The sequence below is a fragment of the Bacteroidia bacterium genome, from assembly GCA_019695265.1.
Classification (GTDB): Bacteria; Bacteroidota; Bacteroidia; order JAIBAJ01; family JAIBAJ01; genus JAIBAJ01.
In genome coordinates this window covers 1-23,327 of record JAIBAJ010000015.1, presented here as the reverse complement: position 1 = coordinate 23,327, position 23,327 = coordinate 1, and the positions used below count along the sequence as shown (strand labels likewise).

Annotated in this window: 21 protein-coding genes; 10 read left to right on the top strand and 11 right to left on the bottom strand. The window is 40.4% G+C overall.

The annotated features are described in order from the left end of the window. The first annotated feature begins 324 nt into the window (after positions 1 to 324). The 4 genes from K1X82_04130 (at position 325) to K1X82_04115 (ending at position 6,207) form a co-directional block, all read left to right on the top strand. On the top strand, positions 325 to 1,014 hold the full coding sequence (locus K1X82_04130) for a T9SS type A sorting domain-containing protein (protein ID MBX7181280.1): 690 nt from the start codon (positions 325 to 327) through the stop codon (positions 1,012 to 1,014). A gap of 337 nt (positions 1,015 to 1,351) precedes the next feature. Next, positions 1,352 to 2,062 (top strand): pirin family protein, encoded by a 711-nt coding sequence (locus K1X82_04125; GenBank protein ID MBX7181279.1) that lies wholly within the window; start codon positions 1,352 to 1,354, stop codon positions 2,060 to 2,062. 38 nt (positions 2,063 to 2,100) lie between these two features. Then, complete coding sequence (locus tag K1X82_04120; GenBank protein ID MBX7181278.1) at positions 2,101 to 3,279, top strand: class I SAM-dependent rRNA methyltransferase; 1,179 nt, start codon at positions 2,101 to 2,103, stop codon at positions 3,277 to 3,279. Between the two features lie 78 nt (positions 3,280 to 3,357). Continuing rightward, positions 3,358 to 6,207 carry an outer membrane beta-barrel protein gene (locus tag K1X82_04115; protein MBX7181277.1) on the top strand — a complete coding sequence of 950 codons (2,850 nt, stop codon included), beginning with the start codon at positions 3,358 to 3,360 and terminating at the stop codon, positions 6,205 to 6,207. Positions 6,208 to 6,241: 34 nt separating this feature from the next. Here the strand turns inward: K1X82_04115 and K1X82_04110 are convergent, their stop codons facing one another. The 3 genes from K1X82_04110 to K1X82_04100 all read right to left on the bottom strand — a co-directional run bounded on the left by K1X82_04110 (position 6,242) and on the right by K1X82_04100 (position 8,496). Beyond that, positions 6,242 to 6,706 carry a hypothetical protein gene (locus tag K1X82_04110; protein ID MBX7181276.1) on the bottom strand — a complete coding sequence of 155 codons (465 nt, stop codon included), beginning with the start codon at positions 6,704 to 6,706 and terminating at the stop codon, positions 6,242 to 6,244. 2 nt (positions 6,707 to 6,708) lie between these two features. Then, positions 6,709 to 7,818, bottom strand: coding sequence for a beta-lactamase family protein (locus K1X82_04105; protein ID MBX7181275.1), 1,110 nt, complete (start codon positions 7,816 to 7,818; stop codon positions 6,709 to 6,711). Between the two features lie 108 nt (positions 7,819 to 7,926). Further along, the gene (locus K1X82_04100; protein ID MBX7181274.1) at positions 7,927 to 8,496 is read right to left on the bottom strand and encodes a YdeI/OmpD-associated family protein; all 570 of its coding nucleotides are present in this window, start codon (positions 8,494 to 8,496) and stop codon (positions 7,927 to 7,929) included. 555 nt (positions 8,497 to 9,051) lie between these two features. Here K1X82_04100 and K1X82_04095 point away from each other — a divergent pair. After that, a complete protein-coding gene (locus K1X82_04095) occupies positions 9,052 to 10,068 on the top strand; it encodes a DUF4340 domain-containing protein (GenBank protein MBX7181273.1) in 1,017 nt (338 codons plus the stop codon). Here K1X82_04095 and K1X82_04090 read toward each other — a convergent pair. The 6 genes from K1X82_04090 to K1X82_04065 form a co-directional block, all read right to left on the bottom strand. After that, positions 10,055 to 10,633 carry a Maf family nucleotide pyrophosphatase gene (locus K1X82_04090; GenBank protein ID MBX7181272.1) on the bottom strand — a complete coding sequence of 193 codons (579 nt, stop codon included), beginning with the start codon at positions 10,631 to 10,633 and terminating at the stop codon, positions 10,055 to 10,057. The genes K1X82_04095 and K1X82_04090 overlap by 14 nt on opposite strands. A gap of 1 nt (position 10,634) precedes the next feature. Then, entirely contained in the window at positions 10,635 to 11,633 is a 999-nt protein-coding gene (locus K1X82_04085) for a geranylgeranylglycerol-phosphate geranylgeranyltransferase (protein MBX7181271.1), read from the bottom strand. 10 nt (positions 11,634 to 11,643) lie between these two features. Then, positions 11,644 to 12,309, bottom strand: a complete 666-nt coding sequence (locus K1X82_04080) for a hypothetical protein (GenBank protein ID MBX7181270.1) — start codon at positions 12,307 to 12,309, stop codon at positions 11,644 to 11,646. 4 nt (positions 12,310 to 12,313) lie between these two features. Further along, a complete protein-coding gene (gene pheS, locus K1X82_04075; GenBank protein MBX7181269.1) occupies positions 12,314 to 13,345 on the bottom strand; it encodes a phenylalanine--tRNA ligase subunit alpha in 1,032 nt (343 codons plus the stop codon). Positions 13,346 to 13,393: 48 nt separating this feature from the next. After that, positions 13,394 to 15,898, bottom strand: a complete 2,505-nt coding sequence (locus tag K1X82_04070) for a T9SS type A sorting domain-containing protein (GenBank protein ID MBX7181268.1) — start codon at positions 15,896 to 15,898, stop codon at positions 13,394 to 13,396. 141 nt (positions 15,899 to 16,039) lie between these two features. Beyond that, complete coding sequence (locus K1X82_04065; GenBank protein MBX7181267.1) at positions 16,040 to 16,468, bottom strand: DUF1801 domain-containing protein; 429 nt, start codon at positions 16,466 to 16,468, stop codon at positions 16,040 to 16,042. 95 nt (positions 16,469 to 16,563) lie between these two features. Between K1X82_04065 and K1X82_04060 the strand changes: the two genes are divergently transcribed. Beyond that, positions 16,564 to 17,835, top strand: a complete 1,272-nt coding sequence (locus tag K1X82_04060) for a serine hydroxymethyltransferase (protein MBX7181266.1) — start codon at positions 16,564 to 16,566, stop codon at positions 17,833 to 17,835. A gap of 1 nt (position 17,836) precedes the next feature. On the opposite strand, the gene K1X82_04055 is transcribed toward K1X82_04060, so the two are convergent. Further along, positions 17,837 to 18,004 (bottom strand): hypothetical protein, encoded by a 168-nt coding sequence (locus K1X82_04055; GenBank protein MBX7181265.1) that lies wholly within the window; start codon positions 18,002 to 18,004, stop codon positions 17,837 to 17,839. Positions 18,005 to 18,050: 46 nt separating this feature from the next. On the opposite strand from K1X82_04055, the gene K1X82_04050 reads away from it, so the two are divergent. The 3 genes from K1X82_04050 to ffh all read left to right on the top strand — a co-directional run bounded on the left by K1X82_04050 (position 18,051) and on the right by ffh (position 21,724). Then, positions 18,051 to 19,640: an energy transducer TonB gene (locus tag K1X82_04050; GenBank protein MBX7181264.1), complete on the top strand. Its 1,590-nt coding sequence runs from the start codon at positions 18,051 to 18,053 to the stop codon at positions 19,638 to 19,640. A gap of 89 nt (positions 19,641 to 19,729) precedes the next feature. After that, positions 19,730 to 20,185, top strand: a complete 456-nt coding sequence (locus K1X82_04045) for a hypothetical protein (protein ID MBX7181263.1) — start codon at positions 19,730 to 19,732, stop codon at positions 20,183 to 20,185. Between the two features lie 204 nt (positions 20,186 to 20,389). Further along, positions 20,390 to 21,724, top strand: a complete 1,335-nt coding sequence (gene ffh / locus K1X82_04040; protein MBX7181262.1) for a signal recognition particle protein — start codon at positions 20,390 to 20,392, stop codon at positions 21,722 to 21,724. A 118-nt stretch (positions 21,725 to 21,842) separates the two neighbouring features. On the opposite strand, the gene K1X82_04035 is transcribed toward ffh, so the two are convergent. After that, on the bottom strand, positions 21,843 to 22,274 hold the full coding sequence (locus tag K1X82_04035) for a hypothetical protein (protein ID MBX7181261.1): 432 nt from the start codon (positions 22,272 to 22,274) through the stop codon (positions 21,843 to 21,845). 154 nt (positions 22,275 to 22,428) lie between these two features. Here K1X82_04035 and K1X82_04030 point away from each other — a divergent pair. Further along, positions 22,429 to 23,327: replication-associated recombination protein A (locus K1X82_04030; GenBank protein ID MBX7181260.1), on the top strand; the 899-nt coding region annotated here is incomplete at its 3' end.

Genomic DNA, 23,327 nt, shown 5'->3' with positions numbered 1-23,327 from the left:
GCCCGCCAGGGATTGAGTGAGGAGTGGAAATAAAAAAACCAAGCGAGGTCACGAGCGGTTTTTTTATTTGATGCCTCCCCAACCAGGGTTCACGTAGTAATCCCTCTCTCTCCGCCAAACAAAAAAAACCAGCCCGGAGGGTTGGTTTTTTTATTTCCAACCCGAACCAAGCCCGCCAGGGATTGAGTGAGGAGTGGAAATAAAAAAACCAAGCGAGGTCACGAGCGGTTTTTTTGTTTGATGCCCCCCAACCAGGGTTCACGTAGTAATCCCTCTCTCTCCGCCAAACAAAAAAAAATGTATATTTACAAAACCATCTTACTTATGAAAAAACTATACTTTCTTTCTTTGTTGCTTTGGATACCTAGATTTCAAGCTCAAGCTCAAACCGTTTCCTGCACTGATCAACCTTTTGAATACTTTGAAAATTTAATTACTTATCAAAGTTCCGGAGGGATTTCGTTTGGCGACTATTATTTAGGAATTCCGATTAAAAATACCACTTCCAGCAATTATGCTTACCCTCAGGCCAAGTTAGTTCCTATTACTCCCCTACCCGACGGATTGGTTTTAAATCCTAGCGGCGATGTATGGATTGTATTTGCATCGTCGTGGAATATTGACAGCACTTCTATTGCGCAGGTATTTTTTGACCAAACCCAGGCTTTAGCACCCAATGCAAGTGCAAGCTTTGAACTTTGGATGAAAAACTTAAGTCCTTTAACGATCGACTCGTGCAAGTTTGACCAAACATTTACCTTTAATTTTAACCCACAACCTAACTCGGTAAATACAATAGAGGATTTTATTCCGTATGCCTATTTTCAACAGGAAAGCCTTGTAATTGGTCAGAATGAGCAAGTGAAGTCATTGAGAATTTCGGATGTGTCAGGCAAAAATATTAGCCTGTCCAGTAAATCAATGGAATCAATTAGTTTACCTGCAGGATTATACATAATCACCTTCGAAACAAAGGGAGGGAAAATTATCCATCAAAAAGTAATAAAGCAATAAATAGGGAAAGAGAGAAATCAAATCCTTGAATATTTAAACGTAATTTATTGTTGGTACCGGGGAAATAGAATTTTCATGCACAACTGATTGGGGTTGCTTCGGGCAGGGATAGCAGTGGAAAGCCCACAGACGCCCGCGGCGATAGCCAAGGGCGGCGAGGACTTGAAACGAATAGCCCGGCCTTTTGCTTGCAGTCCATTTTGGGAAAGGCCATACTTTCATAGCAAAAGGGCCCGCATCATTAAAACAAAAACCAATCTAAAACTCCCACACTTTTCAGTTTTTATCCTGTTTCTATACCAATGCAGGCATCTACCTTTGCTTCAACATTTTTACCATGAAAACAACTATTATTAAATCCAATGAGCGCGGCCATGCCAACCATGGCTGGTTAGATGCCCACCATACCTTTAGTTTTGCCCATTTTTACAACCCCGACCAAATGAATTTTGGACTACTTCGGGTATTTAACGACGATCTTATTGCCCCCGGAATGGGATTTGGAACCCATCCGCACGATAACATGGAGATTGTTTCCATTCCATTGAAAGGAGACCTTCAACACCGCGACAGCATGGGAAATACCTCGGTAATTAAGCACGGAGAAGTTCAAATAATGAGTGCAGGAAGTGGAATAACTCACTCCGAATTTAATCCGAACAAAGGCGAAACAACCAACTTGCTTCAGATTTGGGTGTTTCCGAAATTAAGAAATATTGAACCTAGATATGGGCAGGCCCAATTTGCAGCAGAAGGACGAAAAAACAAGGTTCAAACGGTTGTGTCGCCAAACCAGGAAGATGGATCTTTGTGGGTAAATCAAGACGTTTGGTTCTCTTTAACCAACCTGGACCACGGAATGAGTTTGAATTATTCTATGAAAAAACAGGGCAATGGTTTGTGGGTTTTTGTGATTCAAGGACAGGTTAAAATTGGAGACATGGAACTTAACACCCGGGATAGTATGGGGATTTGGGAAGTGGAAAACGTGAACTTGCTTGCCGGAAAAGACAGTGAGTTGGTAATAATTGATGTACCAATGAATTAATGAGGGGCCAAAGGATTTAATGCCGTTCTTTGCAGCGCATGTCCACACCAGCTCTCATCCTTCATCCGAACAAAGAACAATCCCTGTTGAGGTTTCACCGATGGGTATTTTCAGGTGCAGTAAAAACCGGATTGGGTTTAAAAGACGGAACCCTTTGTGAAATTTACTCATCAAGAAACCAGTTTTTAGCCACAGCCCACTACAACGATGGTAGCATTGTTGCCCGAATCCTTGATTTTAAGCCTATTCCGGATTTGGAGCAATTTTATACGGAGCAATTAAGTAAGGCTTATTCCCTTCGTAAGTCTTTGTTTCCAAAGGATGGCCCAACCAATATTTATCGATTGGCACATGGAGAAGGGGATGGATTACCGGGACTTATTGTTGACATTTATGGTAGTACTGCGGTACTTCAAGCCCATTCGATGGGTATGTTCAAGGACAGAAAAATTATTGCCCAGGCATTACTAAAAGCAGGCGAAGGAAACATTACCCAGGTTTATTCCAAGAGCAAGGATACGTTGCCTGGCAAAATAGGATTGGATGTAGAGGATGGATTTTTAATAGGCGACTTGAAGGAGGAGGAGTACTTTGAGAATGGGATTCGTTTTCAGGTAGATTTTATACAAGGACAAAAAACCGGATTTTTTATCGACCAGCGCGAAAATCGGGCACTTTTAGGTGCATATTCAAAGGGAAAGAGAGTTTTGAACACCTTTTGCTACACCGGTGGATTTTCCATGTATGCCTTACAAAATGGAGCCAGTTTGGTGTGTTCGGTTGACTCATCCAAACGAGCCATGGACCTCTTGGAAAAGAATTTAGAACTAAATAAAATCCGGGCATCCAGGCATGAGAGTTTAACTGAAGATGTTATGGAATATATCAAGGATGCAAACTTTGACTTTGATATTGTTATTCTAGACCCTCCGGCCTTTGCAAAAAACATCAAAAACCGTCACCATGCCCTCATGGCCTACAAGCGACTTAACGAGGCTACCTTTAAGCGAATTTTACCAAAAGGTTTAGTTTTTACATTTTCATGTTCACAGGTGGTTGATGCAGATGCATTTGAAGGAGCAGTAAGAGCAGCAGCAATAGAAGCTAAACGTTCGGTACGAATCCTTCACCGGCTGCGGCAGCCAGCCGACCATCCGGTTTCCATTTTCCATCCGGAAGGTGAATATTTGAAGGGATTGGTCGTTTATGTTGAATAAGCCAAGTTAACACAAACTTAACCTTGGCGAAATAATGAGATAGGGTTAGAAATGTTGTTTTGCAGCAACAAAATAACCATGTCAAAACTTTATACCCTTTTTGCTTTTGTTGCATTAATTTTCCTTTCCTTTTCGGCATTTTCCAATACGGATCAATTCAGTGCCAATGTGAGTGGAAAAGTTATCGAAGTACTGAATGGCGTTGAAACACCTATTCCTTTCGCCAACGTAAGCATACCGAATACCAGTTTAGGGGCTACCACTGATTTTGATGGAAATTACCAATTTAACATTCCTGCAGGTACCTACGAAATTGTTGCCAGCTTTGTAGGGTATCAACCTTCAGCTCAAAAAGTTCAGATTAAACCCGGAGAAAACCTGGTATTGAATTTCACCTTAAAAACAGACAAAAAAACACTTGCTACTGCAGTAGTTCAAGCCGAAAGAGTTAGAAATACCGAAAAAGCAGTGGTTGCGGAAATCCGCCAGGCCCAACAAATCGTAAGCGGTATAGGTAGTGAGCAAATTGCAAAAGGCCAAGACAGAGATGCAGGAGAAATCATCAAGCGTATACCTGGTGTAACGATTATTGATGATCGCTATGTGAATATTCGCGGTTTATCGGAGCGTTACAACATGGTTTGGCTTAACAATACCACATCACCATCGGTGGAAACCGATGTAAAAGCCTTTGCTTTTGACATGGTTCCCAGTTCATTGATTGACCGAATGCTAATTTATAAAACCCCTGCTCCGGAACTTCCCGGTGAATTTGCAGGTGGTGTTATAAAAGTTTTCACCAAAACTGCACCCGAAAAGAATGAAGTGAAAGTTGGATTTTCAGGTTCATACCGCGCAGGAACCACCTTTAACGAATTCCTGGTAAATAAAAGCGGAAAAACCGAATGGCTTGGTTTTGATGATGGCGGACGAAGCCTCCCCGATAATTTCCCTGCCAATCTCAACACCATTGACAACAAAGAAGGACAAAACCAATTGACTCAACTTGGAAGAGAATTATCGAACAATTGGAGCACTGTAGCACAAAAAGCCAATCCGGATTTACGATTTAACCTGGAGTTTATTCGCAGATTTAACATTGGAGATAAAATTAAAATCGGACATATCACCGCTCTCAATTATTCCAATACCCATCTTTATTACAACAGCCGCCGTACCGACTACAACGCCTATGACAGTTTAGCACAAAAGTCAGATACCATTTTCGACTATCAAGACAAAACCTATATCAACCAAGTAAGGGAAGGCATTCTGCACAATTGGAGTTTTGGGTTTGGAACCAACCACAAAATCGAATTCAAAAATATTTTTAACCAAATCGGAAACAATACAACTACCATTCGTGAAGGTCGTAACTTAGAAGAAGGTGAAGTGCGAAGAGAGTATTCTTACCGCTATTTCAACCGTTCCATTTATACCGGACAATTGGGAGGTACCCATAAATTCTTCCATGAATTAACGACCATCGATTGGACCTTGGCCTACAGCCGCTCGGTAAGAAAAGACCCGGATTGGAGAAGGGTAAGAACCAGCAAGGGTATTTCAGAGCCCGATTCAGTTCCATTTAGAACTTATATACCTTTTACCGCTACTCCATTTTTCTTGGGCCGCTTGTTTTTTGATTTGAACGAATCTATTCAAACTGCTAATGTGAACCTGGATCAGAAAATTCCGGTATCGGATGTTTTTGTTCCACATGTAAAGGCAGGTTTTTATGGGGAAATTAAAAATCGTACCTTCTCGGCTCGTAACTTGGGTTATGCTGCAGCCGGGTTTGCAACTTACCAAAACTATGGATTGTATACACAACCTTTCGATAGCTTGTTTGCCGACACCAATATCAACTCAAGCAATGGCTTAAAAATTACCGAAGACACCAAAGGAAGCGATAGCTACACTGCCAGAAACGAATTATATGCTTCCTATGTAGCACTTGAAATCCCATTGGCAAAGTATGGTACTTTGTATGGTGGAGTGAGAATTGAAAACAACCGCCAAACCTTGCATTCCAAAGATATTACCGAAAAACCACTGGACATCGACAAACACATCGTAAGTGTATTACCATCCGTAAATTTATCCATAAACCTGACCAAAACCATGTTGGTGCGACTTGCATATGGTAAAACTGTTAACCGCCCCGAGTTCAGAGAATTGGCCCCTTATGCCTTTTATGATTTCAACTTTAACAATGTTATTTACGGTAACGATAGCCTGAAAACCCCAACCATTCACAACCTGGATGCACGTTGGGAGTGGTACCCTGAACAAGGAGAATTAATTAATGTAGGCTTTTTTTATAAAAAGTTCATCAACCCGATTGAGACCTATTTCGTTCCCGGTACCGGATCGGGAGGAACCAGAAACTTCTCTTTCCGAAATGCCGAATCGGCTGTTAGTTACGGAGTAGAGGTTGAACTAAAGAAAAGCTTGAGATTCATATCTGAAACTACCTTTATCAAAGATTTTGCCTTGGTTGCTAATGGTGCTTATATTAAATCGCAAGTTGATTTAGGAGCCAATTCTGCCGGACAAAGCCGCACACGTCCGATGATGGGACAATCACCTTACATCATCAACGCTGGAATTTACTACCAAAACGACAGTTTGGGTTTAAGTGCCAGTTTGTTGTACAATGTTATGGGTCCGCGAATTCGGGTAGTAGGAACCTTTGGAACACCTGACATTTATGAAATGCCTCGAAACACGCTCGATTTAAGCGTTTCTAAAAACTTCTTTAAGCGTCACCTCGAAATTCGTCTGGCTATCCAAAACATCCTTAACCAATCCTTCTTATTGCTCCAGGATGCCAATGGTGATGGTAAATTAAGCCGCAAAACCGATCAGCAACAACAATCATACAAAACAGGTGCTTATTACACACTTGGAGTTATTCTACGGTTTTAATCCAAAGCTATGAGTTCTTAACTGAAAAAGTTAGCTAAACCTCTTCATAAAACTCTGCTATTAAGCCGTCGTCCAGGTAGCGAACTTCCACCATGTGTTTGTTTGAAAACTCGAGTAAAATCGCCTCGTTGCTATAGGTTCCATTCGAAAGTTTTTCCAGTTTAACATGACTAAAAACCTGTCCAACCGCAGGTGACCATAAATCAGTTTCATTCATATTAACCACATGCATGGTTATTTTGCCCTGAAACTCATTCATTAAATCCTGCTTTAACTTCTCGGTATCATCGCCCTGATTATTTACGGTAATCCCTAAAGCATCTTCACTTACACCTAACAATACAGATGGACTGTCCCGAAATACAAACTCTATTTTATCAATGAAGTCGAAGGGTTTGGAAGGATTAGCACGGTTCCGCCAAATTTGGTAGAAAACAGTATCCAGAGTTTTGCCTTCCATGCTCTGCAGCTCTTGCAGTTCGTTGTATAAAAAGTTCATGCTTATAATTGATCTACTATTTCATTAAAAATATCCTGCCAGTACCCATCCGTTTCGCGATTAATATCCGAAAAACGACAAATAACAATGTTTTTCCTTGGGTAAACCCAAATATATTGGTTGTACATACCATTGGCATAAAATGAACCAACATCCTGATTTCCCAACCACCAATGCATTTTATACCTCGACACCGAATAGGAATTGGGGTCATGCATAGCGGTTAATTTAACCCAGGCCTCGGGTACCAGTTGTTTACCATTCCAATTGCCTTTATTTAAATACAACCTACCAAATTTAGCAAAATCTCTGGTTCGGCCATTGAGGCAACAAAATGCCTTTACCTGTTTATCCCGATTATTGTCAACACTCCAGGTAATATCGTATTCGGCTCCCAAGGGTTTCCAAAGTTTCTCTTCCATGTATTGGTACAAGGGCTTTCCGGTGGCTCGTTCAATAGCCATTCCAAGCAATTGTGTATTGGCATTGTCATAAGCAAACACTGAATCAGGTTTTAATTTATACCTGCTTTTCTTCATGTGATGCTTCAAGTTATTTCCATAATACAAAGCGATTGGATTGGCCTGCTTCATCCCACTTTTCATTTTCAAAAGGTGGGCTAGGGTTACCGATTTTAAAGCCGGGGACTTTTTACCCAATTCAGGAAAAAAAGTGGTAATAGGTTCATCAATTCCAGAAATTTTGCCTTCTTCGATTGCAATGCCTAACAATGTAGCAACGAACGATTTAGCCACCGAGAAAGTGGTTACCACACCTTCCATCGGCATTTCATTCTTGTAGTATTCATACAAAATGGTATCGTTTCGAATAATCAGAAAAGATGCCGTAGGTCCCTTATCAAGCAACTCTTCCAAATTTACAACCTTAGAATTCAGTTTTCGGTTATTAAGCTGCATTGTTTTACCTAACCTGTTCAAATCCTTAACTTCAGAAAAACGAAAGGGCTGTTCAGAAGCCTTAATCTTTACTTCCGGAAAAGCTTTATAGGTTTCCAGTTTGGGCTGAAAATACACCAAGGTTCTTACCAATGAACAGCTCGAAAATTGGAGTCCAATGGCAATAAACAATACTAAAAATACCGCCCTTTTCATGCAAGTGCGAAGGTATAGAAATGCGCTTGGTGCATACAGAATTAGGATACTTTTTGAAAATACTTTATTCCCAGACCAACAATCACAGCTTTAAGTTCGTAATCACCCTTAATAACTCAGGGGTTTAATTTTTCGTCCTTCGGCACAATCATGTATCAAAGTTAGCATCCTTTTTTCGCGTGTTGTGGCTTGTTTGGCAGTCATTACCCACTTAATCGCCACTTTACGATAACTTTTGGGCTGGCTTTGAAAGTAGCTCCAGGCTTGAGCATTGGCTTGAAAGGCAAGTTCAAACTCCGGTAACAAACTGAGATTATTTTGCTCAAAAGAATAAAGCAAGGAGCTATCTGCTCTACGTTTATTAAAAATAGCAAGTCCGGGTTCCCGCATTAGTCCGGCCAGGCTCAGTTCCTCCATTTTCCGTATATTCGTTGGACTCCAAACGCTATTGGGCTTACGTGGCGAAAAACGAATGGAATATGAATTGGCATCCAGGTTTTTACGTATGCCGTCAATCCAGCCAAAGCACAGCGCCTGGTCAACCGATTCAGGCCAGGTCATGCTGGGTTTTCCGCTACCTACTTTGTAAAAGCCTACCAGTAACTGACTTTCAGTAAGGTGATGGAGTTCAAGCCAGTGTCTAAATTCTTCTTTTGTGGTAAAAAATTGAGGCAACATGAGGCGAAGATAAAAGCAGATTGTATAAAGTTGTCCGCAAAGTTTTCTGATGTTAATTTTTTGGATGCGGGCCCCCTCCGCCAGGTGTTCGGGTGCCAAATTCCAACCGAAGTCAAGGGCGTCGGGTCACGCTATCGTCTGTAGTCCCGGCAGCCAACGCACCATTGCCCTTCTTTGCCGGGAGCTACTTGCCTCTATCGTTGCCCGGACCAAACCCCGAACTGTTGTATTTCAAACTATGGTTGGAAGGTTGACTGAGTTGGGTCAATAGGGTATTTTCATTTCCCACAGTTGTAATGAAACCCCAAACCCGGAACTTGCACCGGCCCCTCGGGTAGGGATAGAAGTGGATAGCCCACAGAACCCCGAAGGCGCTAGCCAAGGGGGGCGAGGACTAGGAACGTATAGCCCGACCATGAGCCTTGAAACTTTTGGAACCATTGAAAATTTTATGCGAATGGGACCCGCCAAATAATAAAAACACGGATTGAATTGCAATTTTTAAGGAATAATGCCCTTGTTGCTTTGCATCCTTGAATTAGCTTTGCACCGATTATGAAGAAAAACCTGATTTACCTGGCTATCCTGATTGTTTTATCCGGAATTGCTTACTTTTTGTACACCAAAAATCAAAAAACCGGAAGTTTTTCAGCCACCGACTTTGCCATTTCAGATACAAGTTCGATTACGAAAATTTTCCTGGCCGACAAAAAAGGAAACAAAGTCACTCTTTTCCGAAAAAGCCCCACCGAATGGATGGTTGAAAATAAATACACGGTTAGGGCTGATGCAATGAACACCCTATTAAAAACCATACGTCTGGTGGAAGTAAAAAACCCTGTTCCCAAAAAATCGCACAATAACATTGTAAAAGATATGGCAGCCAGGGCAGTAAAAATTGAAATTTACACACAGGATGAAGATGAACCGGCTTTGGTATATTATGTAGGTGGAGCAGCACATGACGACCTGGGTTCATACATGATAAAAGAAGGAGATGAGACTCCGTTTATATGTTATATTCCTGGATTTAATGGATATTTAAGCACAAGGTATATGACACGTATGAAGGATTGGCGCGATACGGAAATTTTCAGGTACAACACTATTAAGGATATAAAAAGTGTAAGTGTTGAATACCCGCAAAAACCGGATAATTCGTTTCAGATCGATATCTTGTCAACCAATAGTTTTGCGATAAAGGCCATGCAAAGCGGAAAAAACCTGGCCATTGTAGATACATTGGCGTTAAAAGACTATTTGACCGGCTGGAAATTTATCAACTTTGAAGCATTCGATTATCCGGAGGCCAAAATAAAAGATTCGATTGTTTCATCGAGTCCTTTGGCTATTTACCGAATGGTAAAATCAGATGGTAAAAAGGTAGAACTTAGGTCGTATTTAAAACGTCCCGGACAAAACATGCCATCCTACAACAAAGAAGTAATGTACGATGTTGACCGCATGTATGGCAAACTTTCCAACGAAGATGATTTAGTGATTATACAGTACTTTGTTTTTGACAAACTCACCGTACCATTGTCCTATTTTAGTGGAGCTAAAACGCCTTAAGCTTTTCCCATAATTCCATAACAGGGAGACCCATTACATTAAAATAACTGCCTTCCAGCTTAGTAATGGCAACGTAACCCATCCATTCTTGTGCACCATAGGCGCCTGCTTTATCGAGGGGTTTGTAATTTTTCACATAATATTGGATTTCATCCGGGCTTAATTGCTTGAAGTAAACTTTGGTAAGCACGGCAAATTTTTCCAGTTTATGGGCACTTCGAAGGCAAACTCCGGTATACACTTCATGCATTTTTCCGGAGAGCATTTCCAGCATTTGAATGGCTTCCTCTTCCGTTTCGGGCTTATTCAAAACCCGGTTATCCACCCAAACGATGGTATCGGAAGTAATCAAAACCGAATCGCCCAATTCCCGGGCTTCGAAAGCCATTGCTTTTTGTTCGCAAAGAAAAAGGGGTATTTCTTGGGCTTGGAGCTGGGGCGGAAAAGATTCGTCGGTAGGTTTTACCCGAACAACAAATTCCAAACCTAAACCTTCCAGCAATTGTTTGCGTCGAGGCGATCCTGAACCTAGGATAAGGCTAAATGGTAAGGTCCAATTTTTCATATTAGTATCCAACCTGAACCTGAGCTTGAGGTACTACTTCCTGGGCTTGAGCAGGCTTAGGAAAATAAGGTCTAAGGGTATACCAAAACACCACCATGGAACAAATTCCGGTTAACATAACCACTTTGCTCAATAAACTTGCTGTTCCGAAATTCTTTTTTGTTTTAGCTCGGGCAATTACCAGAGCAAGTACCAAAGCTGGTAAGGAAATAAACAAAGTGAAATAATAGAAGGAAAACTTGTCTTCATTAACCCATTGGTCGTATTCCAAATAACCCAACGCAACCAATAAGACCGACACAAAAAGCAAGGCAATTCCTTTACTAATTGGCACACCCCAGGCAATAGGCATAGTGCGGCAATCTGTTTCATGATCACCCTCCATATCTTCGAGGTCCTTCACAATTTCACGAACCATCGAAATCAGAAAGGCAAAAACAGAAAAACCCATTACAAATTTAATATCTATAAAAGCCATGTGATAGCTTTTTTGTTCGGCGATTTGTTCAAACAAGCCAACTACCAAAGGAACAAACGCAGTAAAACCAGAAATGACAACATTTCCAATCAAGGGCATTTTTTTATAGGTGGTGGTGTAAAACCAAAGCAGGCCAATAATTAGCAAAGGCACAATGGCTAAAGAAAGCAATTCGATGCGGTAAGCTAGAAAAACGCCAATTGCAAGTCCAAGTAAAGTATGAATCCAATACAAAGTCCAGGCATTTTGCACAGAAATATCTTTTCCAACATACAATTTATTGGGTTTATTAATGGTATCTGCTTCGGCATCAAAAATATCGTTAACAATATAACCTCCGGCCGACATTAGGGCAGTAGAAAGCACTACCAAAATAAACTCAAAGGTTGGATAAGACAGCTCCAAACCTTTTGCCAACAAAAAGGTATTCAATAAAAAATACCGGGTTAAAACCATGGTTACCCCCATCATAAAGAGGTTAAACCAGCGGATTAATTTTAAATAGGTAAGAAAGGTTTTCATAAAAATACAATCAGCCCAAACCAACAACGGTCAAGAACATAACAACAATTCCAAGAGTAAAGCCCCAGTAAACTTGAGCAGGTGTATGAGCAAATAACTTCAAACGAGCAAACCCGGTTAGTCCGGAAATAAACAAAGAAAAATAAATCATGGAGGAAAGATCCATTTTTAATAAGTAGGAAAGTCCGGCCACCGATCCAACCAAACCGCCAACACCCATCATGTGAATACTAATTTTCCAAAGTAAAGTAATGAGGGCTGAGATGAGGATTGAAATCATTCCACCAATAATCATGGCGTAAAAAATGGAAGGCAAACTGGTTTGAGAAAAAATCCAATACGTTAATCCCATAAAGAAGATGGTTACCACAAATGCATACTTACGTTCCTCCCGTTTATCAATATGGTAGGTGGTAATAATCTTTTTTCTAAAAAGATAACCAAATACCATAACCGGCAAAATAACGGTGGTGAGAAGTAAGGTAAGGTAAACGAACTTTCTAACAACCGGTTCGGAGGTAAAATCGATGTAGGTATGGCTATTAAAAAGCATCCAGGCAGTCAGCAATGGCATAAACATAGGTTGAAACACGATGGATAAAAGTTGAGCCATTCTGCGCTCAAAATTGTTCCATGAAGAAACCATATTGCTGAGATCAGGGATAAATTGTGACATAGTATTAAGACCTTTCTGCTTTAAATTGATTTAAGAAACGCAAATCATTTTCCGAATATAGGCGTAAGTCCGGAACTCGAAATAAAAGTTGTGCAATTCGTTCAATTCCCATACCGAAAGCAAAGCCGGTATATTGTTTACTATCAATTCCGCAATTATCGAGAACATTGGGATCCACCATGCCACAGCCAAGAATTTCGAGCCAGCCGGTATATTTACAAATATTACATCCCTTTCCACCACAAAGGCTGCAAGAAACATCCACCTCAAAGCTAGGTTCTGTGAATGGGAAATAACTTGGACGTAGACGAATTTGAACATCTTTTCCAAACAATTCCTGAGCAAAGTACAGCAATGTCTGTTTTAACTCAGCGAATGAAACATCTTTATCAATATACAAGCCTTCTACCTGATGAAAAAAGCAATGAGCTCGGGCTGAAATAGCTTCATTCCGATACACTCGACCCGGCATAATCATTCGGATGGGAGGTTGAGTCGTCTCCATTACTCTTACCTGAACCGAGGAAGTATGTGTTCTTAAAACGAAAGGTTCATCTCCTGTTGGATTTTCAACAAAAAAGGTATCCTGCATATCCCGAGCCGGGTGGTTCAAGGGAAAATTCAAGGCAGAGAAGTTATGCCAATCGTCTTCAATTTCAGGTCCATCGGCAACGGTATAACCAATTCGTTCAAAAATTCCAGCAATTTTTCCACGAACGATGGACAATGGATGCCTGCTTCCTAATTGGTAGGGTTCACCGGGCAAGGTTAAATCAAGTCCTTGGGTCTGGCTCACAGAAGTTTGGGTATTCTCCTGAGCGGTTTGCCACTTGGCCTCTAAAAACAATTTAAGCTCATTCAAGGCCTTACCAACATCACGTTTCTCAGGTCCCGGAACAAGCTTAAAGGCTTCAAAAAGATCATTCAATAATCCTTTTCTGCCAAGGTACTTAATTCTAAAATTTTCAGTAGCTTCTGCCGAAGTCAACACTTCGCTTTCCGCTTCGTTTCTTATTCCGTTTATCTTATCGAGCATGTGGCAAAGATAAAACGGAACAAGAAACAAATGGGAGCTATTACAAGTCTATTTTATTACTTGAACTTTATAGGCTTTTGTTTGACCCTGATTGGAAATATTTACCAGATACATTCCATTGGCCAAATTGGACAAGTCCATTTGAGCCTGGCCGGCATTGGAAGAAATAGGAACAAGCAATTTCCTACCGGAAAGGTCGGATAAACTTAGCTGGGAATCAGCAAGCAGACCCGAAATAGTAATTAATCCTGTGCTCGGGTTAGGATAAACAGAAACCAATTGATCATTTTCAGATATTCCTACCGGAATAGTGGTGCAATAATCGATGTACAAATTATCCAACAAAAGGAAGAACATATCGGTTGAAACGTGTTTAAAACCGATATAAACATTTTGTCCTCCATAGGTAGCTGCTGAAATAACTGCGGATTGATCAGTCCATACGGTATCTCCATCTGTGGAAGGGTCATTATCCGTAGCAGAATACAAAGTTGCACCTGCATTTAGGTTTGCAACGGTGGCACCAACGGTTGAAATTTTTACCGAGTATCCATCTCTGAAATCATTATCCGGAAGTAAATGTTGCCAATGTAAGGTAGCACCAACCGCCGGAATAGAAACTGGACCGAAAGTTAACCAATCGTTGCTGGTTGCAACAGCATCAAAGTAGGAAAGGCTACCTAAATACCAGTTGGTATCAGTACCGCTTGGCAATTCATAAAACGACATCCATTCTGTGCTGTAGTTGGTGGCATCAAAAGGTGTGTTAGTATCGTAGTTAGTAGCATCCAGACTAAAATTCGCCCCTAAGTTACTACCACCATAATACCTTCCATCAAAGTAGAAAGCTGTATCACAAACCGTAGTTTGTCCACCGGAAGTAACCAAAATATAATTGGTTTTCACTTCTGTATCAGAACCTCCATCATTGGTTGCAGTTAAGGTAATGGTGTAATAACCCGCACTTGAAAAAGTCATTTTAGGGTTTTGGGAAGAAGGAAAAGTACCTTGAACATAGGTGTATGTGTTTGGACTTACACTCCAGCTCCAACTGGTTGGAGAGTTGGTACTTAAATCAGTAAAATTTACTTGCTGACCAATACCTACCACCGTATTGTTGGCAGTGAAATCTGCTACCGGGGGATCCACCTGAACACATGGCTGGTTAACGCCTGCCAAGGTTGTAACTCCGGAAGAAGAAGGATCCAACCAAGGTGCTAATTGACGATTAGCCGCTGCTCCGTTCGAAGTCCAGCTATACGAAAACTTACCGTATAAATCAGGAGAAGTTTGTGCGGTGCAATAAGAACTTCCACCTGTTAATTGACCAACAATTAATCCATTGCTTCCGAAAAGCGGAGAACCGGAAGAACCTCCTTCGGTTACACCATGACCATTGGCTGTTCCTGCCCAGGTAACTCTCCAGTGTGTATTGGCAACTGTTCCTCCATACGTGCTGGAAACCAATGTTCCGGTATAGGTTGAAATTTTCTTGATATCACCGGCAGGATGGTGAATACCTACTCCTCCCGTTGATGCTGTATTATTTCTATCCCAACCGTTAAAATAGGGGGCATAAGATTGAGGTACATTGTTGTTTAGAAGAACTAAATAAAAGTCACTATCCTGGTTTCCCATTCCGGTTGTTTGGGCCTTAAGTGTGGCACCGGTCATGGTTTGGTTGGCAAGAGTTCCTTGTGAAGCAGGATTGGTACATCCTGAAGCCTGGTAATTAAAATAAAAAACCCATTGATTTAAATCACTGGCACTGGTTCCTTCAGAACAATGGTCAGCAGTTAGGAATAATGGAGAACAATCCACATTGGTATTATTAATTAAGGAACCGGAACACCATCCATACTGATTTCCGGCTTTCACCATAATTCTGGCAACACCTCTTTTTTGGTTAGCCCAGTTATTCCCTTCCGAACAATTAACATTTACTTCGCAACTTTCTGAATCTCCAAAATCCTTGGCATCCTTAGGAGCATAAACATTTCTATAAAAATATGCCACCTCATTTAAGTGAAATTGCAGGTTGGAACCTTTTGATTTCAATGGAATGTACAATTCCAATATGGCTGAAGATCCAAAAATCATTTCGGTGGCAAAATAGCCGCTTTCATGATTATTTTCAGAAGTAAAGGCTCCAATTACCTGGGATTTATTTTCATTGTATACAAACAATTGAGCACCTACTGGTAAATGGAATTGGTCAAAATAAAAACCCAAAGCTTTAGCACCGGAAGCCGAAACTTGCAATCTCCAAACTTTTCCTCCGTCCGGCAACAGAGTCCAAGTTCCTGAATTTGTAGGCTTTATATCTGTCAAAAGGGAAGTCCCAATTCGATATAAACTACCTTTTACTGCCCTATCCTGATCTTCTGCCAAAAGGCTAGAAGGGTCTGGAGCTGTCAATTCCACACCTTCCACCGACTTAAATAAAGAAGGGAAATGGTTTGAAAGCGGTTGACCTCCGTGACTAATTTGGGCTTGGGTGTTCAGGGTAAGGCAAACAGCTCCTACCAGAATGGTTGTAAAAAGTTTTTTCATATTTTAAGTAAACAGGTCACAAAGGTATATGTTTGATTTTCAAACCTTGTTAAACCTTTTTGCTTTTGTTTATCGTGTTGGATAAAACAAAATAATATCACAATACACCCTGTTAAATTGCCAGGAAATTCCTTTATTTACCTATTTTGGTTTAGGTCCTTGATCTAATTCATACGCTTGAAATAAAAAGTCCTTAATGATATCGGATTGAATATCTGAGATAGATTGAAAGTCTTTCCAAACCACTTGTTTTCGGCTTCCTTTATCCCAATAAACTTCCTCATCCACCAAATAGTTGCCATATGCGAATCCAAACCTAACACCCTTCCAATTTTGATTTTCTCCCCATCCAACAGAGGCTGGCCAGATAAAACAAATCATTCGGTGTCCTTTGAAATACAAAACGTTATACGAAAGTTGCTCCGTAGCAAACGGGATACAATCCAAAACCAATGCTCTCAGTTTCCTGCAAATAAGTTTTTCATCGGCAGGTAAAAATTCCCAAAAATCATCTAAGGTTTTAAAACTAACCTGTTGCATTTTCCGCTTGGGCTTTTGAGGATTCTCCATAGATTTGGTTAATAACCTGTAGAAGTTTCCAAAGATGGGTTATTTTTCCTTCCAGTAATCTAACTTACCTTCGCCCCATTAAAAATTGTCAAAACATGCAACGCGACACCCAGATTTTCAACCTAATCAACAAAGAAAAAAAACGTCAAACAGTTGGGATAGAACTAATTGCCTCAGAAAACTATGTTAGTGACCAGGTAATGAAAGCCATGGGATCGGTTTTGACTAATAAATATGCAGAAGGACTTCCTGGTAAAAGATATTATGGGGGATGTGAAGTGGTTGACCAGGTTGAACAACTTGCAATAGACAGGTTAAAAACTTTGTTCAATGCTGAATGGGCCAATGTTCAACCTCATTCCGGAGCTCAGGCCAATGCTGCAGTTATGCTGGCCTGTCTGAATCCGGGCGATAAAATTCTGGGATTTAACCTCTCCCATGGTGGTCATTTAACCCATGGTTCACCAGTTAACTTTTCAGGAAAATTATATGTACCAAGCTTTTACGGTGTAGAGGAAAATACAGGAAGAGTTGATTTCAATAAAATTGCAGATACTGCAAAAAAAGAAAAACCCAAGTTAATTATTTGTGGAGCATCTGCTTACTCACGCGATTGGGATTACAAAACCCTTCGCGAAATTGCAGATCAGGTTGGAGCATTATTACTGGCCGACATTTCTCATCCCGCCGGATTAATTGCCAGAGGATTACTAAACGATCCTATGCCTCATTGTCATATCGTTACAACAACCACCCATAAAACACTTCGAGGTCCAAGAGGTGGGGTTATTATGATGGGAAAAGATTTTCCAAACCCATTTGGCCAAACCACTCCTAAAGGAGAATTGAAAATGATGAGTGCTGTATTGGACGGAGCAGTTTTCCCCGGAACTCAAGGAGGCCCATTAGAACATGTAATCGCTGCAAAAGCCGTTGCATTTGGAGAAGCTCTATCCGATGAATACCTTGACTATTGCGTTCAAGTAGTGCAAAATGCAAAAGTAATGGCTGACTGCTTTGTGAAAAAAGGTTATAAAATTATATCCGGAGGAACAGATAACCATTGTATGCTAATTGATTTGCGATCCAAAGGATTAACAGGTAAACAAGCCGAAAATGGTTTGGTGGAGGCAGATATTACTGTCAATAAAAACATGGTTCCATTTGATGACAAATCACCTTTTGTTACCAGTGGAATAAGAATAGGTACACCAGCCATAACAACCCGAGGAATTACAGAACCTTACATCCCTCAAATTGTCGATTTAATTGATAAAACCTTGATGAACCTCGATAACAAAACAGTTATTGCTTCGGTTCGAAAAGATGTAAACGACTTGATGGGTGGATTCCCCTTGTTTTCATAATTTACAACACACCCATCGGAACTCGGGTACCTCTGGAACCATCGCATTTTCTGACATGGCCTTGCGAACTGCATGACGAAAATAGCATGGCAGCCAATAGGATGTAGGTTAGACAAGAAAAAAGGAAAACCAACGTTTTCCTGAAAGGTGAACTGAAAAGAATTTTCATTTTTCGGTTTTGGGTTGAAACGTTAAACATTTGGCTTGTATTGCCTATGAAAACTAAGTTTATTACGCTGCTTACCTTTCTTGGTTTAACATTTTCTACCAACGCCCAAATGACCAAGGCCAGATTGGTAGAAAACTTTGATACCACAAGCATCAAAGGATGGCAGGTTTTAGTAAGGACACCTTATGACAAACCTACCATTTTAAATCCTGAAACTTTAGAAAAAATCAGGCATTTTGAAGTACTTAGAATTGAACTTTTCTATACCAAATTTCAACGCAGTGAAAAATTCAATCAAAATCTCTTGAACCAAAAACGCTGGAAAGAACTTGAAAAGTTTATTCCAGGTATAACCCAAGAAGATGGCGTAGCCTATTTGGAAACCGGACAAACCGCTGTACCTAACCTGCAAGAAGGGCGGAAAATGTTCCATGGTTTTTTAATTACCTACCGTCCGGGAACAGATAGTACGGCTTATTCAACCGAGATTGCCAAATTATCCGCTTTTTTGGATATGCTGGAAAAGCCAAAAAATAAATTGAAAACCCCGGAACCTGACAATTCCAAACCAGGTCCCAAAAAATTTCCTCCTGCAAAAACTGGACCTACCCTACCCACACAATTTATCGGAGGTGAACAAAAATTCAAAACCTATTTGAAGGGCGTCCTATTAAGCAGTCCTAATCCTCCAGGTTGCAATTGCAATGGCCAGGTAAACCTCAAATTCACCATAGACACCATGGGGAAATTACGGTATTCTAAAGTGGCTTTAGGCATTGGCCAACCATGCGACGATATTGCACTAAAAGCTATACAAAATATGCCCGATTGGCAAGTTGGTCGTGTTAATGGAGATGCTTTACTTACCAATTTTATGCTTCCTATTAAATTTACCAAGGGGAAATGCCAGGCCGAACCCGGTGAATTAATTAATAATTCTACCTTTTTTCCGTCTGGCAGGAACTCACCTGAGGTAAAATCTTCACCACCTCCTGGTTTTGAACGGCTTGACAAAGCAGCCGAAGAAGTTGTAATAACAGCGTTAGATAAACACAATTGGAAAAATTCCGCCTTGGTTATTGATGTAACCGCCAGTATGTCGCCTTACCTAGCACAAACCATGCGTTGGCTCAAAAAAAATATTTCCAAAAAGAACTTCTCCAAAGCCTTTTTCTTTAATGATGGCGACGGCAAACTGGATGTAAATAAATCCTTAGGCAATACAGGAGGTATATACAGTACCGACTGCTCCTCCTTTGAGCAGGTAAAAGAAACTTTACTTAAAGCCTGCAACAATGGTGGTGATAAATCTGAAAACAACATCGAAGCCTTATTAAGAGCTCAGGAAGCTTGCCCTTCCTGCGAAAGTCTGGTTATGATTGCCGATAACCTAGCCACTCCGCGTGATTTAGCATTGATTTCTCAACTAACCAAGCCGGTTCATATTATTCTATGTGCAAGCCGCTTTTCACCTAATCCACGTTACCTTGATATTGCCAAAGCAACAGGAGGCACCGTTCATACCATGACCGGTGAGGCAATTGATTTGAATGAAATGCAAGAAGGACAACAAATTAAGCTGGGTGTTTTCACTTTTAAATTATTAAATGGGAAATTTGAAAAAGTGTTGAATTAGCAATCTTTGAGAAATCAACCTCGATTTTCCCAAAAATGTTATCTACCTTCGTTCTCTAATTCTCCTTTAAAGCAAACTGTATTGCTACCATGATTGAGTCCCAGATTTTTGAAAAAAAAACGGCCTATTTATGGTTTATTGCCTTTAGTATAACCATTGGGTTTTCTTTTAATTCCCTCGCTCAATCCATTTCCGGAAACGATTTGCATTACCTTGGGTACAGCCGAATAACTAATGACACTTTAGTTTTATCAAAAATCCAAAACGACGATATTTATTATTTGGCAAAATCCATTTTCGAAAAAAAAGAGACTCTGCTTAAGTTTGTCAAGGACGATGATCTGTACTTTCTAGGCAGAGCCTTGGTTTTAAAAAATAAGGCTGAATTGGAAAAAATAAAAAATGATGACTGGTTCTACCTGGGTTCAAGTCTCCTTGAAAACAACCCCTCCTACCTAACCAATATCCAATCAGATGATATCTATTTTCTTGGGAAGGGAATTTTAGACAAAGACAAATCCTATCTGGATAAAATGAGCCAATAAAACATCAGGCTCAACCGCTGGTACATTCATTCAACTCATTTTAAGTCAAATTCTACTGAAACGGAAATGTTGAAAATGCCGGAATTAATCGCTCAAATTTTCCTGCTTTAACACTGAGTTCAGTAGCAAAAAAATCAGTTTCTTTGCACCCTGAAATTCTGAAGCAATTTTAATACAATTGTTACATCCTAAAACGAAAGAAACATGTTTGAAAATTTAAGTGAAAAGTTGGACAGAGCCTTTAAAGTATTGAAAGGCCAAGGAAAAATTACAGAAATCAACGTTGCTGAAACCTTGAAAGAAGTTAGAAAAGCCTTGCTCGACGCCGACGTTAACTATAAAATTGCCAAACAGTTCACCGACACAGTTAAGGAAAAAGCTCTAGGCCAGGATGTATTGACCTCCGTTTCGCCAGGACAACTTTTGGTAAAATTGGTTCATGATGAATTGGCCCAATTAATGGGTGGAAGCAAGGTTGATATCCAATTAGGAGGAAACCCTACCGTAATTCTGATGGCCGGACTTCAAGGAAGTGGTAAAACAACCTTCTCAGGAAAATTAGCAAACCACCTCAAAACCAAAAGAGGTAAAAACCCATTGCTTGTTGCTTGTGACATTTATCGCCCGGCAGCGATTGACCAATTGAAAGTGCTTGGTGAACAAATTGGAGTGGAAGTTTATGCAGAACCTGATACCAAAAATGCAGTTCAAATCGCTAAAAACGCTATCAATCATGCTAAATCCAAAGGTCACTCGGTTGTAATTATCGATACCGCCGGTCGTTTGGCTGTTGATGCGCAAATGATGGATGAAATTGCGTCATTGAAATCAGCTTTACAACCCAACGAAATTTTGTTTGTGGTAGATAGTATGACCGGGCAAGATGCCGTAAATACTGCTAAAGCTTTTAATGACACCCTTGATTTTACCGGTGTAATTCTCACCAAATTGGATGGTGATACCCGCGGTGGTGCTGCCCTAAGTATCCGTAGCGTTGTAACTAAACCCATCAAATTCGTCGGTTTAGGTGAAAAAATGGACGCCATGGATGTATTTCATCCGGAGAGGATGGCAGACCGTATATTAGGTATGGGTGACATCGTTTCCTTGGTTGAAAGAGCTCAACAACAATTTGACGAAAATCAAGCACGCGAACTCACCAAAAAATTAGCAAAAGACCAATTCAATTTCAACGACTTCCTGAAGCAAATCGATCAAATCAAAAAAATGGGCTCCATGAAAGATTTAATCGGTATGATTCCCGGAATGGGCAAAGCAATGAAGGATATTGAAATTGGTGATGATGCCTTTAAAGGAATTGAAGCTATCATTTCTTCCATGACTCCGGCTGAAAGAGAAAACCCGGCTATTATTAATGGTAACCGCCGTAAACGTATTGCAGCAGGTAGTGGAACTTCCATACAGGAAGTAAATAAATTACTCAATCAATTTGATGAGACTAGAAAAATGATGAAAATGTTTACTAACCGTGAACAAATGAGTAAACTAATGCGAAATATGCCTAATATGCGTAAGTAATTGTTTACATTTCATTACAGAACCACTGAAACACCATCTGATTTACACCAAACTTATAAGGCAATAACAACCTGTCTTGCTCCTAGCTTTTATTTTAGAACAGGGATTAGAACTTCACTTATTCGATGGTTAAGCCATGTAACCAAGTTACAGCTTCATCCTTGTTGTTAAAAATCCGAATAGGGCGAGGTGTCTTTACCACATGAAAATATCCATTTATAAGTATTTTCAAAGCTAAACTATTCGTTACCAACGCATCAGCCTTAACTAAGGGCCTTGTCACTTCTTCACTTCCTATTAATTTCATAACCTCTTGATCAAACAAATTATTATGGTGGTAAATTGCTAATACCTTACGCCTCTCTCCACCTCCTAATTTCCTGAAAGAATCTAATATTTTACGAGCATCCTCAACCCCATAACTTTGATCCTTGAAATATTGAATTTGCATGATCCCGTCCTTCCTCAAAAACACAAAATATCCATCATAAATATCTATATCCGACTGGGCTTCGGGTCCAAATTGTTCATGGATGGATTCAATCGTCATTCAACAAAGATACACACTTAAACATTGGCTCTAATCATGATTAAATTCGCCTGTAAAGAATCCTAAAATTTTCATCTTATTTCTAATCACTAAAATTCCAACTAAAATCCTCCATTTTTAATCCATCTTTCAAGTTGGAGTTTACCTTTGTATCATGGATGAAAATATACCCTTAGCCGAACGAATGCGCCCAAAAACATTGGACGAGTACATCGGCCAGGAACATTTAACAGGTCCTAATGCCGTGCTCCGTCGTGCCATCGAAAGTGGACTGCTTCCTTCCATGATTCTGTGGGGCCCTCCGGGTGTTGGAAAAACTACCCTGGCCAATATCGTTTCACATAGCCTTAAACGTCCGTTCTACTCCCTTAGTGCCATCAACTCCGGAGTGAAAGACATTCGTGAAGTAATTGAAAAGGCCAGAGGTGACCAGTTTTTCGGAACCAATAACCCGGTCTTATTTATTGATGAAATACATAGATTTAGCAAAAGTCAACAAGATAGCCTGCTCGGTGCTGTTGAAAAAGGATGGGTTACCCTGATCGGTGCCACCACCGAAAACCCTTCCTTCGAAGTAATTTCAGCCTTGCTCAGCCGTTGCCAGGTTTATGTACTCAAACACCTTAGCAACGAAAACCTCTTCTCCATCCTATCCCAGGCAATGCAAAAAGATGGTTTTCTTAAATCAAAAAATATCCAACTCCTCGAAACAGAAGCACTCTATAGATTGTCAGGTGGTGATGCCAGACGATTGCTGAATGTGTTCGAATTAGTTGTCAAAAACCTGGGACAAGACTCTATCGAAATTACAGATGAAAAAGTTCTCGGAATTGTCCAACAAAACATAGCACTCTACGACAAGACAGGTGAACAACATTATGATATTATTTCGGCTTTTATAAAATCCATACGGGGTAGCGACCCCAATGCAGCGGTATATTACCTCGCCCGGATGATTGAAGGAGGGGAAGACCCTCTTTTTATTGCCCGAAGAATGCTCATTTTAGCATCAGAAGATATCGGAAATGCCAATCCTACTGCTTTGGTGATTGC

Bases quoted from the DNA above. Each gene is read 5' to 3' on its own strand.
- K1X82_04130 (MBX7181280.1), top strand. From the start codon at position 325: ATGAAAAAACTATACTTTCTTTCTTTGTTGCTTTGGATACCTAGATTT.
- ffh (MBX7181262.1), top strand. From the start codon at position 20,390: ATGTTTGAAAATTTAAGTGAAAAGTTGGACAGAGCCTTTAAAGTATTG.
- K1X82_04110 (MBX7181276.1), bottom strand. From the start codon at position 6,706: ATGAACTTTTTATACAACGAACTGCAAGAGCTGCAGAGCATGGAAGGC.
- pheS (MBX7181269.1), bottom strand. From the start codon at position 13,345: ATGCTCGATAAGATAAACGGAATAAGAAACGAAGCGGAAAGCGAAGTG.
- K1X82_04115 (MBX7181277.1), top strand. From the start codon at position 3,358: ATGTCAAAACTTTATACCCTTTTTGCTTTTGTTGCATTAATTTTCCTT.
- K1X82_04035 (MBX7181261.1), bottom strand. From the start codon at position 22,274: ATGACGATTGAATCCATCCATGAACAATTTGGACCCGAAGCCCAGTCG.
- K1X82_04045 (MBX7181263.1), top strand. From the start codon at position 19,730: ATGATTGAGTCCCAGATTTTTGAAAAAAAAACGGCCTATTTATGGTTT.
- K1X82_04100 (MBX7181274.1), bottom strand. From the start codon at position 8,496: ATGTTGCCTCAATTTTTTACCACAAAAGAAGAATTTAGACACTGGCTT.
- K1X82_04095 (MBX7181273.1), top strand. From the start codon at position 9,052: ATGAAGAAAAACCTGATTTACCTGGCTATCCTGATTGTTTTATCCGGA.
- K1X82_04070 (MBX7181268.1), bottom strand. From the start codon at position 15,898: ATGAAAAAACTTTTTACAACCATTCTGGTAGGAGCTGTTTGCCTTACC.
- K1X82_04065 (MBX7181267.1), bottom strand. From the start codon at position 16,468: ATGGAGAATCCTCAAAAGCCCAAGCGGAAAATGCAACAGGTTAGTTTT.
- K1X82_04060 (MBX7181266.1), top strand. From the start codon at position 16,564: ATGCAACGCGACACCCAGATTTTCAACCTAATCAACAAAGAAAAAAAA.
- K1X82_04050 (MBX7181264.1), top strand. From the start codon at position 18,051: ATGAAAACTAAGTTTATTACGCTGCTTACCTTTCTTGGTTTAACATTT.
- K1X82_04085 (MBX7181271.1), bottom strand. From the start codon at position 11,633: ATGAAAACCTTTCTTACCTATTTAAAATTAATCCGCTGGTTTAACCTC.
- K1X82_04105 (MBX7181275.1), bottom strand. From the start codon at position 7,818: ATGAAAAGGGCGGTATTTTTAGTATTGTTTATTGCCATTGGACTCCAA.
- K1X82_04080 (MBX7181270.1), bottom strand. From the start codon at position 12,309: ATGTCACAATTTATCCCTGATCTCAGCAATATGGTTTCTTCATGGAAC.
- K1X82_04120 (MBX7181278.1), top strand. From the start codon at position 2,101: ATGTCCACACCAGCTCTCATCCTTCATCCGAACAAAGAACAATCCCTG.
- K1X82_04055 (MBX7181265.1), bottom strand. From the start codon at position 18,004: ATGAAAATTCTTTTCAGTTCACCTTTCAGGAAAACGTTGGTTTTCCTT.
- K1X82_04125 (MBX7181279.1), top strand. From the start codon at position 1,352: ATGAAAACAACTATTATTAAATCCAATGAGCGCGGCCATGCCAACCAT.
- K1X82_04090 (MBX7181272.1), bottom strand. From the start codon at position 10,633: ATGAAAAATTGGACCTTACCATTTAGCCTTATCCTAGGTTCAGGATCG.